The 17,878-nt window shown below is 55.9% G+C and carries 18 protein-coding genes; 12 read left to right on the forward strand and 6 right to left on the reverse strand.

All coding sequences use genetic code 11. The features are described from left to right. Positions 1-9 precede the first annotated feature (9 nt). On the reverse strand, positions 10-1,773 hold the full coding sequence (aspS, locus tag Q4G72_RS15180) for an aspartate--tRNA ligase (RefSeq protein WP_303312278.1): 1,764 nt from the start codon (positions 1,771-1,773) through the stop codon (positions 10-12). Positions 1,774-2,297: 524 nt separating this feature from the next. Between aspS and Q4G72_RS15185 the strand changes: the two genes are divergently transcribed. The 7 genes from Q4G72_RS15185 to Q4G72_RS15215 all read left to right on the forward strand — a co-directional run bounded on the left by Q4G72_RS15185 (position 2,298) and on the right by Q4G72_RS15215 (position 7,993). Then, positions 2,298-2,762: a T9SS type A sorting domain-containing protein gene (locus Q4G72_RS15185; RefSeq protein ID WP_303312279.1), complete on the forward strand. Its 465-nt coding sequence runs from the start codon at positions 2,298-2,300 to the stop codon at positions 2,760-2,762. 154 nt (positions 2,763-2,916) lie between these two features. Continuing rightward, positions 2,917-3,480 carry a DcrB/PsbP domain-containing protein gene (locus Q4G72_RS15190; RefSeq protein ID WP_303312280.1) on the forward strand — a complete coding sequence of 188 codons (564 nt, stop codon included), beginning with the start codon at positions 2,917-2,919 and terminating at the stop codon, positions 3,478-3,480. 99 nt (positions 3,481-3,579) lie between these two features. Beyond that, complete coding sequence (locus Q4G72_RS15195) at positions 3,580-4,026, forward strand: nucleoside deaminase (protein ID WP_303312281.1); 447 nt, start codon at positions 3,580-3,582, stop codon at positions 4,024-4,026. 100 nt (positions 4,027-4,126) lie between these two features. Continuing rightward, a complete protein-coding gene (locus tag Q4G72_RS15200; protein ID WP_303312282.1) occupies positions 4,127-4,735 on the forward strand; it encodes a superoxide dismutase in 609 nt (202 codons plus the stop codon). Between the two features lie 267 nt (positions 4,736-5,002). Further along, a complete protein-coding gene (locus tag Q4G72_RS15205; RefSeq protein WP_303312283.1) occupies positions 5,003-5,272 on the forward strand; it encodes an ArsR/SmtB family transcription factor in 270 nt (89 codons plus the stop codon). Positions 5,273-5,365: 93 nt separating this feature from the next. Beyond that, positions 5,366-6,478, forward strand: coding sequence for an alkene reductase (locus Q4G72_RS15210; protein WP_303312284.1), 1,113 nt, complete (start codon positions 5,366-5,368; stop codon positions 6,476-6,478). A 231-nt stretch (positions 6,479-6,709) separates the two neighbouring features. After that, positions 6,710-7,993 (forward strand): nucleoside permease, encoded by a 1,284-nt coding sequence (locus Q4G72_RS15215; protein ID WP_303312285.1) that lies wholly within the window; start codon positions 6,710-6,712, stop codon positions 7,991-7,993. Positions 7,994-8,237: 244 nt separating this feature from the next. Here the strand turns inward: Q4G72_RS15215 and Q4G72_RS15220 are convergent, their stop codons facing one another. After that, positions 8,238-8,657: a nucleoside-diphosphate kinase gene (locus Q4G72_RS15220; protein WP_121238517.1), complete on the reverse strand. Its 420-nt coding sequence runs from the start codon at positions 8,655-8,657 to the stop codon at positions 8,238-8,240. A gap of 356 nt (positions 8,658-9,013) precedes the next feature. Here Q4G72_RS15220 and Q4G72_RS15225 point away from each other — a divergent pair, with 356 nt between their 5' ends. From Q4G72_RS15225 to Q4G72_RS15240, 4 genes are all read left to right on the forward strand, one after another. Next, a complete protein-coding gene (locus Q4G72_RS15225) occupies positions 9,014-10,057 on the forward strand; it encodes a DHH family phosphoesterase (protein ID WP_303312286.1) in 1,044 nt (347 codons plus the stop codon). 38 nt (positions 10,058-10,095) lie between these two features. After that, positions 10,096-11,091, forward strand: a complete 996-nt coding sequence (locus tag Q4G72_RS15230) for an FKBP-type peptidyl-prolyl cis-trans isomerase (RefSeq protein ID WP_303312287.1) — start codon at positions 10,096-10,098, stop codon at positions 11,089-11,091. 69 nt (positions 11,092-11,160) lie between these two features. Next, positions 11,161-11,733, forward strand: coding sequence for an FKBP-type peptidyl-prolyl cis-trans isomerase (locus tag Q4G72_RS15235; RefSeq protein ID WP_303312288.1), 573 nt, complete (start codon positions 11,161-11,163; stop codon positions 11,731-11,733). 30 nt (positions 11,734-11,763) lie between these two features. After that, positions 11,764-12,198, forward strand: a complete 435-nt coding sequence (locus Q4G72_RS15240; RefSeq protein WP_303312289.1) for an FKBP-type peptidyl-prolyl cis-trans isomerase — start codon at positions 11,764-11,766, stop codon at positions 12,196-12,198. Between the two features lie 82 nt (positions 12,199-12,280). Here Q4G72_RS15240 and recO read toward each other — a convergent pair whose 3' ends face one another. From recO to Q4G72_RS15260, 4 genes are all read right to left on the reverse strand, one after another. Next, positions 12,281-13,000 carry a DNA repair protein RecO gene (gene recO, locus Q4G72_RS15245; RefSeq protein ID WP_303312290.1) on the reverse strand — a complete coding sequence of 240 codons (720 nt, stop codon included), beginning with the start codon at positions 12,998-13,000 and terminating at the stop codon, positions 12,281-12,283. A 128-nt stretch (positions 13,001-13,128) separates the two neighbouring features. Beyond that, complete coding sequence (porZ, locus tag Q4G72_RS15250) at positions 13,129-15,462, reverse strand: type IX secretion system anionic LPS delivery protein PorZ (RefSeq protein ID WP_303312291.1); 2,334 nt, start codon at positions 15,460-15,462, stop codon at positions 13,129-13,131. Between the two features lie 49 nt (positions 15,463-15,511). After that, positions 15,512-16,144: a thymidine kinase gene (locus Q4G72_RS15255; protein ID WP_303312292.1), complete on the reverse strand. Its 633-nt coding sequence runs from the start codon at positions 16,142-16,144 to the stop codon at positions 15,512-15,514. A gap of 208 nt (positions 16,145-16,352) precedes the next feature. Continuing rightward, entirely contained in the window at positions 16,353-16,676 is a 324-nt protein-coding gene (locus tag Q4G72_RS15260) for a 2Fe-2S iron-sulfur cluster-binding protein (RefSeq protein WP_303312293.1), read from the reverse strand. A 35-nt stretch (positions 16,677-16,711) separates the two neighbouring features. On the opposite strand from Q4G72_RS15260, the gene Q4G72_RS15265 reads away from it, so the two are divergent. Further along, positions 16,712-17,872 carry a DUF8457 domain-containing protein gene (locus Q4G72_RS15265; protein ID WP_303312294.1) on the forward strand — a complete coding sequence of 387 codons (1,161 nt, stop codon included), beginning with the start codon at positions 16,712-16,714 and terminating at the stop codon, positions 17,870-17,872. Positions 17,873-17,878: the final 6 nt, after the last annotated feature.

Raw genomic sequence — 17,878 nt, forward strand, 5'->3', positions numbered from 1 at the left:
TCAGAACTATTACTTAGCTACCACCGCCGTCTTAATACTCAACTCCTTTAGCTGCACCTCTGAAATAGTTGAAGGCGAATCAATCATGACGTCGCGGCCCGAGTTGTTTTTGGGGAAGGCAATAAAGTCCCGGATGGAGTCGGCACCGCCGAAGAGCGAGCAGAGACGGTCGAAGCCGAAGGCAATACCGCCGTGGGGTGGCGCGCCGTACTCAAAGGCATCGAGCAGGAAGCCGAACTGCGCTTTGGCCTCTTCATCGGAGAAGCCCAATAGCGAGAACATGCGGGCCTGCACGGCACGGTCGTGAATCCGGATGGACCCGCCGCCCACTTCCACGCCGTTTATCACCATGTCGTAGGCGTTGGCGCGCACCTGGCCAATGGTTTCGGGGTTATCGAGCAGCGCTACATCCTCGGGCTTGGGCGAGGTGAACGGGTGGTGCATGGCGAAGTAGCGGCCTTCTTCCTCAATGTATTCCAGCAGCGGGAAATCGACTACCCACAGGGCGGAGAAGGTGTCTTTGTCGCGCAGGCCCATGCGCTGGCCCATTTCCAGGCGTAGCTCGCTTAGGGCTTTGCGGGTTTTGTTGGAGTCGCCGGCCAGAATCAGCAGCAGGTCGCCGGGGTTGGCGTTGAAGGCGGCTTTCCACTTCTGCAGCTCTTCCTGGGAGTAGAATTTGTCTACCGATGATTTTACGGTGCCATCGGGCTCCACGCGGGCGTACACCAGGCCGGTGGCTCCCACCTGTGGGCGCTTCACGAAGTCCGTCAGCTCATCCAGCTGCTTGCGGGTGTACACGGCGGAGTTGATGGCATTGATGCCTACTACCAGACCGGCGTTATCGAACACGGGGAAGCCCTGGCCTTTTACCAGGTCATTCAGCTCCACAAACTTCATTTCGAAGCGCGTGTCGGGCTTGTCGTTGCCGTAGTAGCGCATGGCATCGGCGTAGGTCATGCGGGGCAGGGTGCCAATATCGAGGCCCTTCACTTCCTGAAACAGGTACTGCACCAGCCCTTCAAACGTGTTGAGGATGTCTTCCTGCTCCACAAAGGACATTTCGCAGTCAATCTGCGTGAACTCGGGCTGACGGTCGGCGCGCAGGTCTTCGTCGCGGAAGCACTTCACAATCTGGAAGTAGCGGTCGAAACCCGACACCATTAGCAGCTGCTTGAAAGTCTGGGGCGACTGCGGCAAGGCGTAAAACTCGCCGGGGTTCATGCGGGAGGGCACCACAAAGTCGCGGGCACCTTCTGGGGTGCTTTTGATGAGCACGGGGGTTTCTACTTCAATGAACTCCTGGCCATCGAGGTAGCGGCGGGTGGCCTGGGCCACGCGGTGGCGCAGCATCAGGTTCTGGCGCACGGGGTTGCGGCGCAGGTCCAGGTAGCGGTATTTCATCCGCAGGTCGTCGCCGCCGTCGGTTTCGTCTTCAATGAGGAAAGGCGGCAGCTTGGCGGGGTTCAGCACCTCCAGCTGCTCCACCCGGATTTCAATGGCCCCGGTGGGCATTTTGTCGTTTTTGGAGTAGCGCTCAGCCACTTTACCGGTCACGCAAATCACAAATTCGCGGCCCAGCTCCCGGCCTTTCGCGCGGATTTCCTCGCTCTCCACGCCTTCTTCCAAAGCCAGTTGGGTGAGGCCATACCGGTCGCGCAGCACAATCCAGAAGATACCGCCAGCGTCGCGGGTGCGCTGTACCCAGCCGCAAAGCGTAACGGTTTGGCCAATATGGTCGGGGCGAAGTTCGCCACAGGTGTGCGTACGGAGCATAAACAGAGATAGTCAGATGAAAAGAGCCGGCGGCCCGCCGCAAAGATAGAAGACCGGGGCGGGCGTACCACACGCCTGCCCACAAGCTTGTTGATTTTGCGGCCGATGGGCGAACTTACACCGCCCATGCCCTGGTGACGCAGATTTTAGAGCAACACAGGAATTTAAGCACACCCCCGCTATGAAAACAAGGTAGAGCCGGCCTCCTACCCCAAGCCTTCCAACGGCCTCAACCGCGCCCGGAAGTCGTTTATCTTAATCCTTAATGGGAAACATGGAGAAAGAAGGTCACTCCGCCGAAAACGTGAGGGCGCTTACTGAGAAAAAGGCATCACCCCAAACAGGAACCTCATAGCAAGCCCGGTCGTTATGAGTCGGGTTTTCGTTTATAGGAGCACTTTGCTACACTTGTTGAAATATTCGCGTATACGCCGCTCAAAGCAACATTTTCAAGTTTGGCCCGACTTCTGCAAAGACCGTTAGTACGGGCGGTTGCTCGCTTCCTTAGCCTTCTCTACATTCTTATGAAACGTTTCGCAATTCTTGCCCTCGCTACTGCTCTCAGCTTCTCCGCCGCGCAGGCTCAGACTAAAATTAAAACGAAGGCCAAAGACGAAGATGCCTCGGTGAAATCGAAAAGCACCACGCACGACTCGGTGGTGCTCAGCGGCCCTATTAAGCGGGTAGAAACGCTTTCCGGCATCGATGTATATCCCAACGCCAGCACCAACACCATTCTGCTCAGCTTTACGCAGCAGTTCACCGTGCCTGGCACCTTAGTGATGACTAACTACAAAAACGAACCGATTTACACCACGCCGCTGGATCCGGCCAACAACACCGGCCAGCCGGTAGACCTGGGCCGCATCCCGGCCGGCACCTACCTGGTAGAAGCCAAAACCGGCAACTATGTGTACTGGAAGAAAGTGCGCATTAAATACCCCACGGTAGCCAGCAGCAGCACCAAAAAGAAAAAGCATCGTCGCTAATCGGCTTTTTGCTATCGAATTGCAGCCTCCGCAGCCAGCCTGGTTTCGGAGGCTTTTCTTTACGGCCGCGCACGGTAGCTGCTGCCTTTCCCGTTTTTCACCCAGATTGCAGCGCCGAAATGCCTTGCCTCCGGCTCCTTCCCTTTTCCAACTTATGAAACTCCGCCTTTTTTCCTCCCTCTTGCTGGTCTTCTTACTGACGTTGACAGCTTTGGCTGGTCCGCGCCCCAAACTCAAGAAAACCTCCATTAATAACCGCATCAGCCTGGGAGTGCCCGTGGGTTTTATCCCGCTGCCCGATGAAGGCATTGCCGCCAAGTTTCCCGCTCCGCGCAAGCCGTTGGCCGTATTCAGCGACCCAAGTGGCCGCACGGATTTGAGTGTGGCCCAAAAGCAAACGCCCTTCACCAGTCAGGACTATGGCTTGCTGTTGAAAGTGTACAAAGCCAGCATTCAGAATATGTATACCAAAGTCGAATTCCTGGCCGAAGACATTCGCACCATCAACAAGCGGGATTTTGTGGTGCTGGAATTCATTTCCACCCTCTCCGATACGCGCCGCAACGGTAACCTGGCACCTATTCGCCGCTACCAGATGGTACAGTATGCCATTGATGGTGACCAATTGGTGGTATTCACCTTCACGGCGCCAGTGGAAGATCAACCCAAATGGCAGCCCACGGCGCAGGCCATTATGCAGAGCATTTCTATGAAATAGCAAGGCCGCTGTGGATAGTTAGAATCATTTTCCTGATTTTTGAAAATATATTCTGTCAATTATCCACATATCCACAACACTTATCCACATCCCTTTTCCGTGACACTTTCCCTTTATTCCGATGAGCAATACATGCGCGAGGCGCTAAAGCAGGCGCAGTATGCGCTGACGGAAGAGGAAATTCCGATTGGGGCGGTAGTGGTGATGGACCGGCAGATTATTGCCCGCGCCTACAACCAGACGGAAAAGCTGCACGACGTAACAGCCCACGCCGAAATGCTGGCCCTAACCGCCGCGGCTAATCATGTCGGCAACAAATACCTTTCCGACTGTACCCTGTATGTAACCGTAGAGCCCTGCGTGATGTGCGCGGGCGCCAGCTTCTGGGCCCAGGTAAAGCGCGTGGTATATGGCGCCTCCGAGGACAAGCGCGGCTTCCGGCGGCACGGCAACCTCTTACACCCACGCACGGAGCTGGTTAGTGGTATTATGGCCAACGAATGCGCGGCCCTGATGCAGGAGTTTTTCGCCCGCAAGCGTAAATAATCTACTTTTGGCGCCGCTGCTGCCCGCGCATCGTAACCCAAACGGCCCGGCGGCGGTTAGTAGATAATTCCCTCCATCCTTCACTAAAACTCCTTTCGCTATGGCTTTCGAACTGCCCCAGCTGCCCTACGCCTACAATGCCCTTGAGCCACACATTGATGCCCGGACTATGGAAATCCACCATACCAAGCACCATCAGGCTTACGTGACCAACCTCAACAATGCCATTGCCGGCACCGAGCTGGAAGGCCAGAGCCTGGAAGAGCTGATGCACAACATTGCGGCCGCTCCGGTTGCGGTGCGCAACAACGGCGGTGGCCACTGGAACCACTCCCTGTTCTGGACCATTATGAGCCCCAACGGTGGCGGTGAGCCTACCGGCGCTATTGCGCAGGCCATTACAACGGCTTTCGGCAGCTACGAGAAGTTCAAAGAGGAATTCACTAAAGCCGCCACCACGCGCTTCGGCTCCGGCTGGGCCTGGCTGTGCAAGCAGCCCGATGGCTCGGTCCAAATCTGTTCTACACCTAACCAGGATAATCCCCTGATGCCCGACACTGGCTGCAAAGGCACGCCGGTACTGGGCCTGGATGTATGGGAGCATGCCTACTACCTCAACTACCAGAACCGCCGCCCCGACTACATCGCGGCCTTCTACAACCTGATTAACTGGGATGAGGTAAACCGCCGCTTCGCGGAAGCCCGCTAACCATTGGCTGCTGACCACTCAGCAGCTATCTACGGACCCGGCCGACTTGTGCGACCGGGTCCGTTTTTCGTTTATATAAATCTTGCATTCAGCATCTGATCATTGCCTTTGCCATAACAAGTAAAGAGCTGGCGCACCAGATAATCGGATTGATTGTTGTATGATATCCTGTGCTTAGATCGGTCTTTTCCTCATCCTATCAGAACGTCTATTTCTGACTGATATCCTCCATTATATCCTCTCCCTTTCTGTATCTTTCTCTTCTCTATGGATACTCAACTTGTCGCCAAATCGGCGGGGGCTTTGTCTGATAAATACCGCCTTAGCATTGTACTGGCCCTAAGTCAGCAACCTACACTGGCGTTTGCCCAGGTGCAGGAACTGACGGGACTGTCGCAGCCCTGCGTCTCGCATCACCTGAAAATACTGGCCGACAGCGGACTGATCCAGTTACAAAAGAGCGGCCGTTGCGTTAGTATTTCCCTCAACCGTGGAGCGCTGCAGGAACTGGCCTTGTTTTTAGGCGGCCTCAGCTAAAAACACAAAAAATTTACCGTAATCCATCCAAACATTTGAATGAATTGATGCTTTACAGTGTCTATCATCATAATCTAACGCTGACTTTTCCATATGGCTTCCAAGCTTTTTTCGCCGGCCCAACTGGGCTCCCTCACGCTTTCCAATCATATCGTAATGGCCCCCATGACGCGCAGCCGCGCGCTGGGCAACGTGCCTAACGCCCTGATGGCGGAATATTATGCGCAGCGTGCTTCGGCCGGCCTTATCATTACCGAAGGCACCGCGCCTTCCGCCAACGGGCTGGGCTACGCGCGCATCCCCGGTCTTTTCAACCTGGAGCAGGTAGCCGGCTGGAAGCTGGTGACGGATGCTGTGCACGCTAAAGGCGGCCGAATCTTTGTGCAGCTGATGCACACGGGCCGTATTTCGCACCCGCTAAATATGTCTGCTGATGCCGAAATCATTGCCCCATCGGCTATTGCCGCCGCCGGCGACATGTGGACGGATCAGGAGCAGATGAAGCCCCAGCCTACTCCCCGTGCCCTGACTACGGAGGAAGTAAAACAGGCAGTACAGGAATATGTAACCTCGGCTAAGCTGGCTATCGAAGCTGGTTTCGACGGCGTGGAAATTCACGGCGCCAACGGCTATCTGATCGACCAGTTCCTGAACCCCAAGAGCAACCAGCGCACCGATGAATACGGTGGCAGCACCGAAAACCGCGCCCGCTTTGCTCTGGAAATTGCCCAGGCTACGGTAGCAGCCATCGGCGCCGAGCGCACCGGCATCCGCCTCTCCCCTCACGGCGCCATGAACGACGTAGCCCCTGCTTACGACGACCTGCAGGACCTCTACTTACACCTGGCCACTGAACTTCAAAAGCTGAACCTGGTGTACCTGCACCTGGCCGACCACAGCAGCATGGGTTCCCCCGAGGTGCCCGCTACTGTGGTGACCAGCATCCGCGAGCAATTCACGAACACCCTCATCCTGAGTGGTGGCTACGATGTAGAGCGGGCCGAAGCCGACCTGCAGAGCGGCCGCGCCGACCTCGTAGCTTTCGGCCGTGGCTTCATTGCCAACCCCGACCTGACCGAGCGCCTGGCACAAGGCACCGAATTGGCCCAGGCCGACCAATCCACATTCTATGCCCCCGGCCCCGAAGGCTTCCACCAGGGCTACACCGACTACCCTGTGCTGGCTGAAACGGAGGCTGCGCGCTAACCACCTGGCTTGTTAAGCATGGAAAGCCCTTCTACCAGTGGTAGAAGGGCTTTTTTTTACTAGCTGCTCCGGCAGAATGCTGCATGAGCCTAACAAGAAGCTATACTATATAACAGCGGCTACTGCTTATAAAAGGCCTATTCTGCCGGGACTTGGTTTGTCGGCTCTGGGAAGTTTTCTTGTATCTTTAGGTGCAAAACGTACTTCCTACTTTCCCCAAACCTGCCCTGCATGAACACTAAGCTGCGTCTTATTGTATTGAGTTTCTTACAATTCTTTATTTGGGGTTCTTGGCTGATAACGATTGGGGCTTATTGGTTTAAAACCAAAGAATGGTCGGGGGCTGAGTTTGGGGCTATTTTCTCCACTATGGGTATTGCGGCCATTTTTATGCCCTCCCTCATGGGCATTCTGGCCGATAAGTATTTCAATGCCGAAAAGCTTTTCGGCGTGCTGCATATTCTGGGCGGAGCCGTCTTGATGATGGTGCCTTCCGTCAACGACCCCGGCACTATGTTCTGGGTGATGCTGCTGAACATGATTTTCTACATGCCTACGCTGGCCTTGTCTATTGCCGTGTCGTACTCGGTATTGAAAAAGGAGGGGTTGGATGTTGTCAAGGATTACCCGCCTATTCGGGTATGGGGCACCGTGGGGTTCATTGTGGCTATGTGGACGGTGAGTCTGCTGCATATTGAAACTTCCGCCAGTCAGTTTTACGTGGCTGCCGGGGCGGCTTTCCTGCTGGGCATCTACTCCTTTACGCTGCCTGCCTGCCCACCGCAGGGGGCCAATCAGTCCAACAAGTCGCTGGCTGATGCGCTGGGGCTCCACTCCTTTGCGCTGCTGAAGGACCGGAAAATGGCCGTCTTCTTCCTTTTTGCGCTGCTGCTGGGCGCCGCCCTGCAGCTGACCAATGCCTACGGCGACGTCTTCCTGCACGACTTCGACAAAGAGCCTGTCTACAACGGCACGCTGGCCGTGCGATACCCGGCCATTATCATGTCGATATCGCAGATTTCGGAAACCCTGTTTATCCTCGCTATTCCGTTTTTCCTGCGGCGCTTCGGCATCAAGCAAGTGATGTTCTTCAGCATGATTGCCTGGGTGCTACGCTTTGGCCTGTTTGCTTACGGTAACCCCGGCTCCGGCCTCTGGATGATTATTCTCTCGTGCATTGTGTACGGCATGGCCTTTGATTTCTTCAACATCTCGGGCTCTCTCTTCGTGGAAACGCAGACCAAGCCGGCCATCCGGGCTAGTGCCCAGGGCTTGTTTATGATGATGACCAATGGTTTTGGGGCAGTACTGGGCAGCTCCATCAGCGGTCTGGTTATCCAGCACTTCTTCACTAACCCCGACAACACCAAAGACTGGCACGGCATCTGGCTCTCATTTGCCGGCTACTCCCTGGTTATTGCGGTGCTGTTCGTTATTCTGTTCAAACACAAGCACGACCCACGCGCAGTGGATACCACGCAAGTGGAGCCGCTGCTTACCGTGGAGCAAGCCTAGGATAAACGCCTATATTGTCTCCTACCTCGAGGCCGGCTGCATGGCTCCAATCAAAGCAGTTTCTTTCTTCTTTAACCAGAAAGGCCTGCGTAGGTAATCTAGTTTTAAATCAGCATAAAAACAGTTTATAAATAGCCTGTTTTTAGCAAACAAAAAACCCATCTGGCAAGCTGCCAGATGGGTTTTTTGTTGATTTCACGGAAGAGAAGTCAAAAGCTAGCTTGCTTTATCTCTCCGGCTAAACTTAGAACTGCTCGTTAGCAGCGAAGAAGAAGTCACCTTCGATCTGCGCGTTTTCATCGGAGTCAGAGCCGTGTACGGCGTTGGCCTCAATGCTCTTGGCGTACTTCTTACGGATGGTGCCTTCAGCTGCCTGAGCGGGGTTGGTAGCACCGATGAGCGTACGGAAATCAGCAACGGCGTTATCCTTCTCCAGAATAGCGGCTACGATGGGGCCCGACGACATGTACTTCACCAGGTCTCCGTAGAAGGGGCGCTCTTTGTGTACGGCATAGAACTCACCGGCACGCTCTGGCGTGAGGAGAACTTTTTTCAGGGCTACGATGCGGAATCCGCCTTCCTCCATCATGTTCAGGATGCCACCAATGTGGTTTTCCTGGGTGGCGTCGGGCTTAATCATCGTGAACGTGCGGTTCGTGGCCATATGGTTTCTAACGTTTGGGTTGAAATGAATTGACTTAGGGGAAGCAAACGAGTTTGCGGCCGCAAAAGTAGCCGATTGAAAACGAAGAATGCACCATGTGGAAAAATCTACCGCTGGCCTTCCGCGCCCCGCACCTTGGCCAATGCAAGGCAGAATGGCCCCGGCAGAACATTCAGCGCCATTCCTGCCGGCTTTCTGCCCCCAACTGAGGGGCGCATTTATTATTTAGCGCGCCGGATTGTACTCAGTTGGCGCACCAATCCGGAGGCCGGTTTGTTGAAACCCGGATTATTTCCGATTTTTGCCCCCTTGTACACGGCGTAAATCACCGGATTTCAGCTACCTATCAGCAGCAAATGCACGATATAAACGCTCTGCGGGAGTTGCTAGCGCAGCCCAAGCAGATATTTATCACCACACACCACAAACCTGACGCCGACGCCCTGGGCTCGTCTTTAGGGCTGGCCGGGTACCTACGCAAAAAGGGACACCATGTAACGGTGGTTACTCCCTCTGACTACCCCAACTTCCTGGCCTGGATGCCCGGTAATGAGGATGTCATCATTTACGAGCGTAACCAGAATGATGCGCAGGTGCGGGACATTATCAACCGCGCCGAGGTCATTTTCTGTCTCGATTTCAGTTGCCTGGGCCGCATCAATGAGATGGGCGAGTACATTCGCCACGCGCCCGGCACCAAGGTGCTCATTGACCACCACCTGGAGCCCGAGCAGTTTGCCGATCTGGACTTCTCCAACCCCAAAGCCGCCGCTACGGCCGAGCTTGTGTTTGAGGTAATCCGGGACCTGGGCGACCAGCACCTGATTGATGTGGGTATTGGCGAGTGCCTCTACGCCGGCATTATGACGGATACGGGTTCTTTCCGCCACCCCAGCACTTCCCGCAACGTGCATCTGATTATTGCTGAGCTCTTGAACGCCGGCATTAACCTGAGCGACGTGCACCGCCGCATCTACGACTCACACTCGGAAATGCGCCTGCGCTTCCTGGGCTTTGTGCTGAAGGACAAGCTCACCGTATTGCGTGAGTACAACACCGCCTACATTGCCATTACCCAGGACGAGCTGCGTCAGTACGACTCTAAAACCGGCGATACGGAAGGCCTGGTCAACTTTGCCCTCAGCATTGAAGGCGTAGTATTTGCCGCCATTCTCATTGACCGGGGCCCGGCCGTGAAGATTTCCTTCCGCTCCGTGGGCGACTTCTCCGTGAATGAATTTGCCCGCAAGCACTTCAACGGCGGCGGCCACCACAATGCCGCCGGTGGCATCAGCTATGAGCCGCTGGAGCCTACCGTGCAACGTTTCCTCGACTTACTGCCTCAATATCAAACGCAGCTGGTCACGAGTCCTTTGGCAGTTGCGCCCCCTTCGGCGTAACTTGCCTGAAATTTATTCCTCATCCTCTTTTCCTTTTCATGCGCTCTACCAGCCACTTTCTGTACCTCGCACTGGCTGCCGGTACTATTAGCCTATACTCCTGCAACAAAGGCAGCGGGGACTTCGCCAAAACCAAGTCTGGCGTTGAATACAAGATTTTCAAGAACGAAGGCGGCAAATTCACCTCTAGAGAGGTAAGCGAAAGCGACACGACCTACAAAGGGCGCATCGGAAAGATTATTGCGCTGGACGTAGAGTACCGCACGGCCAAAGACTCGGTGCTGTTCAACTCCCGCAAGCAGCAGGGTGTACCGGTTATGGTGCCGCTGCAGGACGTTACCACCAAAGGCGGCCTGGAAGAAGCTATTTCCATGCTACAGCCCGGCGACAGCGGCGTATTCCGCTTTAACCTGGATACCATTTTCGAGCGCTCCTTCAAGACGCCCGTTCCTCCCTTCATGAAGAAGGCTGGTAATACAATGACTGTGTACGCCAAAGCCGTTAAGCTAATGTCGCGCGACGAGGCCGTGGTGGAACAGCAGAAAATGATGGCCGAGCAGCAGCAGAAAATGATGGCCTACGCTGAGCAGCAGCTCAAGAAGGACGACGTAGTGCTGCAGGACTACATCAAGAAAAACAACCTGAAGGCGCAGAAAGACCCTTCCGGGATTTACTACATCGTGAACACCGCTGGCACAGGCGCCAAGCCTAAAACCGGTCAGGTGGTATCGGTACAATACAAAGGCACCCTGCTTGATGGCAAAGAGTTCGACTCTTCGGCTAAGAGCAACGGCGGCAAGCCAATTCAGTTCCCACTGGGCGTGGGCCAGGTAATTCCGGGTTGGGATAAGGGCATTGCCCTGCTCAGCAAAGGCACCAAAGGCACCCTGCTCATTCCTTCGTCGTTGGCCTACGGGCAGCGCGGCGCTGGTTCCGACATTCCGGCTGATGCTCCGCTGCGCTTCGATGTGGAGCTGGTGGACATTCAGAATGCTCCGGCGGCACCGCAGGGCGGTCCTGCTATGGGCCGGTAATTAGCCGCTGAGGTTAGTAGAAATTCATATCCGCGCCGCAGAATAGCGGCGCGGCTTTTTTCCCACATTATGGTACGCTCCTTTTCCTTGAAACGCTCCTTCCTTCTCCGCACCCTGGCAGTACTCCTGGCATTTGCTGCGCCAGTGCTTTCCAGCTGCAGCTCTGAGCCCGATTATATCAAAGCCGCCAAGCAGCATGAGGCAGAGCAGAAGGTGAAAGACCTGGCGGCTATTCAGGAATGGCTCACGGCCAATAACTACGCCGGCTCGCAGGTGCAAACTACGGAGTCGGGTATTTCTATTGTGACGCTGGAAGCCGGTAATGGACCTGCGGTAGCGAAGGGCAAAACCCTGCAGGTAAAGTACATTGGCAAACTCCTGAATGGTGTCAAGTTTGATAGTTCCATTGATAACGGCTCCGTGTGCGGGTGCTTTAGCTTTTTAGTAGGCGCTGGGTCCGTTATTCCAGGTTGGGAAGAAGCCGTGCTGCTGATGAAGGCAGCCGGCAGTACCCAGGATCAGACAGGCGACCACAAGCTTATTCTGATTCCCTCATATCTAGCTTATGGTGCTTCGGCCCGCGGCAACATTCCAGCAGACTCGCCGCTGGTGTTTGATATGCAGTTACTCGGCCAAAACTAGTCCATGCAGATCTGCCGGATTACAGGAAGAATGGCTATTCTGACGCTGCTCTTGCTGCTTGCTCATTTATGCCCGGCCCAGATACCGGGTGCCGCCGCTGATACTGTGAAGCTGGCCAGCGGTGTGCGCTACGTAGTGCATGAGCGTGGGGCAGGCGCTATTCCCCGTTCAGGGCAGGTAGTATACGTGCACTACACGGGCTTTTTGCCCAATGGGCGCATGTTTGAATCCTCGGCGGCCGAAGGGCGGCCGGTTCGCCTGCGGCTGGGCAGGAAAGAGGTAATTGCTGGTTGGGAAGAAGTACTGGCTTTGCTACCGGAAGGCTCCAGGGCCTGGGTGTACATTCCGGCCCAACTGGCCTACGGCAGAAAAGGCGTTATGATGCCCGACGATGAGCAGCAGCGCTACTTAATTCCGCCTAACACCGACCTCGGCTTTGAGCTGCAGGTAGTGAAGGTGAAGTAAGTTGGCAGATAACAATTTTTATTAATTGTAAAAGAAAAAGCCCCGCCCATTATAATGGGCGGGGCTTTTTCTTTTACAGCTATTACTCTGCCAGCACTTCAGACAGGACCGCTAAGGAACGTATTTCACCAAGCTTTTCTATATGAAGCTGATAGTAGCGAATGAGCACCAGCAGCAGTTCCCGGCGTACGCGGCCATTGGGCACGGTGGCATGGCCCGGGTCGCGCAGCAACTCATCAAAATACTGGTCGAACTCCTGAAAGCGTAGCACGGTGGGGCCGGAATCGGCGGCAGTAGTGGGCGCGGCGCCGGCAAAGGCCACCTGGGAGGTGATTTCCTGGCCTGACTCGGCGCCAAAACCTAAGTAAGAGGCCAGGCGCAGCAGAAACGCCAAAGCAAAATTCTCAAATCCTTCCTTCTGCTGATCAAAAGCCAGAATAGAATCGTGCAGGAAAGTGAATAGGGGCACGTTTTCCTCTTCTTCCAGCACTGTGCGGCTCACTACTTCCGAGAGAAACAGCACTACACTGCTCTTGCGCACATCATAGGGAATAGACGAAAATGACTCCGCGCACCGAAACTCCGATAACCGGGTGATGCCGCCCTGCCGGGAGGTATACGCCACCAGATCCAGCAGTGTAAAGGGCTGAAACAGTGCAATGCGCCCGGGCGGCTTGGCTTTGCGGACCCCATTTACCACATACGTCTGCAGGCCCAGTCGCTCGGTATAGACGCGGGCAATAATGGACGTTTCGCGGTAGCGGATATAGCCTAGAACAATACCGCGGGTTTTAATGAGCATATAGCAGCTTGAAAGACAGAGGAATATAAATAAGCGGCGAAATTACCCGCTTCAGGTGTTTCCCGGCTGGGTATACTATAACAAAACACCGGCCCTACGCATTCAGCTCGTCCGCCTTATTTCTGATATTACTTCTCCACTACCGCTACTTTGCTGATGCAGCCATTCTGGCCATCTGCATCGGAGCTTAGTACCAGATAGACTCCTGACTGGACCCGGCGACCGTTATAGTCCTGCAGGTTCCAGACCACGGTGCCGCCGCTGGCGCGCGTTTGGTACACGAGCTGGCCAGCTACGTCAGTAATCTTGACCACCGCATTATTGGCCAGACCGGAAATGCCCACCTGCCCCGTGAAATTACGGCGCACCGGGTTGGGGAAAACCTTAGCGCAGCTGGGTGCCCCTTCCGTTACGGTAGCAGAGCCGCGGTAGCTAACCAGACCGGCTTCCGTGGCCACAAAAACGTCCCCGGTTTTATCGTTCACAGCCACATCTACAATGCGGTTGGAGGGTAGCGGACTATTGGCGGTGGTAAAGTGCTGGAGTGCCTCGTCGCCGTCGGCGTTAAAGAGCCAGAGGCCGTTATCGGTACCAAACCATTTGCGGTTGCCGCCATCTACGGCAATGGCTTTTACCACCTCTGTAAAGAGCAAGGGAAAGCCACTGCCCGCGCCACGGCGCACAATAGGCGCCCGCAGCCCCGGGCTACCCGCCAGAAACACCTGACTGGGGTCGTTGTACACGGCTACTCCGGCAATAGTAGCTACCCATATATCGCCGGCGCGGTCCTTTTCTACATCGTACAGCTCCAGGGCCGGCAGGCCACCATCTTCTTTGGTAAACAGCCGATGCGACTGGGTTTTCCGGTCATATACTACCAGGCCCCGGCCATTTTTGCGGGCCTCGGTAATCCAGGCGTAGCCATTATCGTCGATAGTAATCCGGTCCAGATTTTCGGCGCCGGAAAAATACGGCACCGTGGTCCATTGCTTGGTGGCAGGCTGGTACAGGAACAGGCCGGAGGTATTGGGTGCCTCGTGCCGGTTTACTACCCACACATTGCCTTCAGCATCCAGAGCCACATCATTGATACGAGTAAACTTGGGGTCAGCAATAACGCTCAACAAGGGGTTAGGCTGATTGCTGACGGGGTTAAACAGCCGGAATTTGCCCGGCCCCTGCCACTCCAGCAGCCCGTTACCATAGCTCCCGATATACAGTGTGCCATCGGGGGTACGCACGCCGCGCGTCAGGTCTTTGGGCTGAGGATACAGGGAGAGGTCCGGCAGGGTTCTGGGTGTCGTATTCTGCCAGTGCCCATTCGCATACTCGTAAAAGCCATCATAGAGCTCTGCCTGCAGATACCGGTCGCCATAGCCGCCGGTAAAAACCGTTACGCGGCCATTGGGCTCCGTCAGGATACTGAATGCCCGGGCCGTTTCCGGAGCATTGGTCACGAAGCGGGTAGCTTGCTGGCCATCGGGCGTAACGGCGACCAGACCATTGCCATCATCCGCAATATATAGCTCCCCGTTGCGGGCGCGCGTAACGGCACGCGGGTTCTGAATCAGGTCCGGCGAATAAATATGGGCTTGCCCGTCGCGGCCCAGCACGGCTACGTTCCGCTCCAGGGCTACCAGCAGGCCAGCGGCTGAAGGAGTCAGCTGCCTATATTGATTTGCGGCCAGCGCGGCCAGCGGAACCCACTCCTTGCCGGTGAAGCGGTACAGCCCTACGCCGTTTACGCCCGCATACACCTTTTCCTCCTGGGTAGCCAGCGTGCGGTACGGCTCACCGGAACGACCCGAGCCGCCGGTATCGGTGCGCCAGCTATGATAGTCTACCAGATTATCGGTGAGGCGGCCACGTAGCAAACCCTGGGAGGTAGCCGCGTACAGCGAATCGTGCAGAATAGTGGTGGCAAACACGCGCACAGCCTCACCACCCGGCCCAATATTGGTGTAGGTGTCGCGCACTTCCAGCCGATTCATATCGACTACCACTAACCCAAAACTGCCCGACAAATACGCTCGTCGGGCATGGAAATAGATGCTGTAAATAATTTTCTCCCCGGTGAGCTGCTTACGCAGAATGTCAGAGAGGTTATGGATGGAGCCATCGGGCCGCAACACGTCCAGATTTGCATTCCGGTACACGACCAGCACGGACTGCGTCAGGGAATCATAGGCCACAGTACGCACGCCTACATCGTGTAGTCCGTCGCGACGAGAAAGCAACCGGATGGTCTTCAGCTCCTTATCAAACAGTACGAAAGCATCATCGGTGGCTACGTATACCCGGGAGCCGGCATCGGCCAGGGCGCCGGCCCGGTTAGTGGGCAAATGCAGCTGCCAGTCGCCAAAGCCCACAGCGCCCTGCCCCCACGCGGTGCCAGCTACCAGCAGAAGGCCAGCAAGCAGGCCGGCAAAAAACCACCGCAGGCAGTGTACAAAGTGCAGCATCAGCAAAAGCAGCAAGCGTGAGGGGAACCAGAAGAACGTGAAAGGCTGGCTATTGGTGCTTGACCGTGGCCCCGCTTGCCTCCGCTTCTTCCGACTTATCCTTCAAACCCTCCAGAAAGCAGTGGCGGCAGCGGGCTTCGTAAGAGTCGGTTTCGCCCAGCAGAATTTTGTCTTCGGAAGCGGCAATACGAAAAGAGTAGCTGGCAATTTCGCCGCAGCGCACGCACACAGCGTGTACCTTGGTTACGTATTCAGCCACGGCCATCAGCGCAGGCATAGGCCCGAAGGGCTTGCCCATATAGTCCATATCGAGGCCAGCCACAATTACACGCTTGCCGTGGTTGGCCAGCTGTATGCAGACATCTACCACGGAAGCATCAAAGAACTGGGCCTCATCGATACCCACCACGTCGCAGCCGCTGGCCAGCAGCAGCATTTCCTCCGGCAGCTGCACGGGCGTAGAGCGGATGCTGTTGGCATTGTGCGATACGACATCCAACTCGTGGTAGCGGGTATCGAGAGCAGGTTTAAAGATTTCAACGTGCTGACGGGCAATCCGGGCACGGTTCAGGCGCCGGATCAGCTCCTCTGTTTTTCCCGAAAACATCGAGCCGCACACGACTTCAATCCAGCCCCGGCGGGGCGTTTCACGGGCATTGCCGACACGGGGTTCTATAAACACGGAGTAATCAGTTTTCGGTGGTCAGTAGTCAGATGCCTGACAGTTCTCAGAACTCTAAAGTACGGCTTTCAGCGGCTAAGCTCAAATCCTGGACCAGCCGCAGGCAGCTTATGATAAGACAATCAAGCTATAAGAAATACCGCAAAGCGCTGCTTTGTATCAGGCGTTAGGGAGTAGTGCGCAGCCAGCCCTGTGCGCTATGATACCACTACTTGGTGTATTGAATATGCGGCAGCTTGGTAGCCTGGGGCACATGGCCGGTTACCTGGCCAGCGGGCAGGCGCGTCTGGCAGGTGAGGCGTTCGGTGGCAAGCAGGCGGCCGGCGGCACGGTAGCGCAACTCCGCATCGGTTGGCGGCGTTAGGAGCTCAGCCCCTTCCTGCACAATAATGCGGCAGGTAGTACATCGGCCTTTTGCCCCACAGGCGTGCATCCAATCGTGCCCCGCCGCCTGCAAGGCGGCCAGCAAAGTGGCTCCGGCTGGCACCTCCAGCGTGGCACCGGGCATATTTTGCACCGTCAGTGTGGGCATCTTTCTCTAACTTTCCCGCCTGAACAAGGCTTGCGATGAAGGACAAATATAGCCAACCCAAACTCGAAGAGTACGGCCGCCGCTTGGCCACCCTGCTCTGTGAACGACATTTTGGTCCCCAGCCGGGGGCCACGCTTGATGGGCCAGCCGTGCTGCGGTTTACGCCGGTACGGCAGGTAAACCTGTTTGTGGTGCAGCAGCTGCTGGCCAAATGGACTGAGGAAATGGCAGCTCTGCGTAGCCCCTACTTTGATTTTGAAGATACAGAGGTGCGGCAGGCACTTACCCAGTTCATGAACGTGCTTTCCCGCCGTATTCGCCTGGGTCGGGAGGTGTTTGAGCCACTGCTGGCCCGGGCCGTGACGGATACTTTACGGGTAGCGGCGGAGCCGACAGTGGGTTTTGATGAAAAACTGCTGCATGGCCGCGCAACTGCTGCCAAGGAACAACTCCTGGAAGGGGTGCGCTATATAGATGTAGAGAAGCCCCTGTTTCAGGGTTTTCTGGAAAGCTTGCCCACTACTACTGCCCTGCCGCGGGAGGAACTGCTAAAACAGTTCCGGCAGTATCAGGAGGCCAACTACCAAACCCTGCACCCGCTGGAAACTGTGGTGAATGAGCTAAGCGCTTTGCTTCCTCTTTCGGAAATAGACCTGCGAGAAGAGGAAGCTACGCCACTAATAGTCGCCGCCGCGCCGCTGACGCCGCCCGCAGCCCCACAGCCCTCACCTGTAGTTCAGGCAACCACAGCACCTGTTGCGCCCCTGACCCCTACCCCTGAACCAGAGCCGGTAGTGCAACAGGCTGCCCCCGTAAGCAGCCCGTTAGCTGCTGAAGCACCGGCAACCGCAGCGGAAAAACCGCTTTATGAAAAGCTAAAAACCGAGCGCACCTCGCCCCCACTGGCCGAAACACTGCGTACCGAGCGCACAGCTGCTACGCTGGCTGAGAAAGCCCCCAAAGTAGAGTCGTTGCGGGAGGCTATTTCCATTAACCAGCGCTTTGGCTTTATCAATGAGCTGTTCAATGGCGAGAACATGGAATATCATGCGGCCATTCAGAAGCTGGATGCAATGAGCGACGCGGCTTCGGCGCGTCGCTACGTACAGGAAGACCTAGCCAAGCAATATGGCTGGGTGCGCAAAGAAGAGCACGTGAATAAGCTCCTGCGCCTGATTGACCGAAAGTTTGAGTAGCCCTAC

The sequence above is a fragment of the Hymenobacter sp. BT730 genome (assembly GCF_030542105.1).
Lineage (GTDB): Bacteria > Bacteroidota > Bacteroidia > Cytophagales > Hymenobacteraceae > Hymenobacter.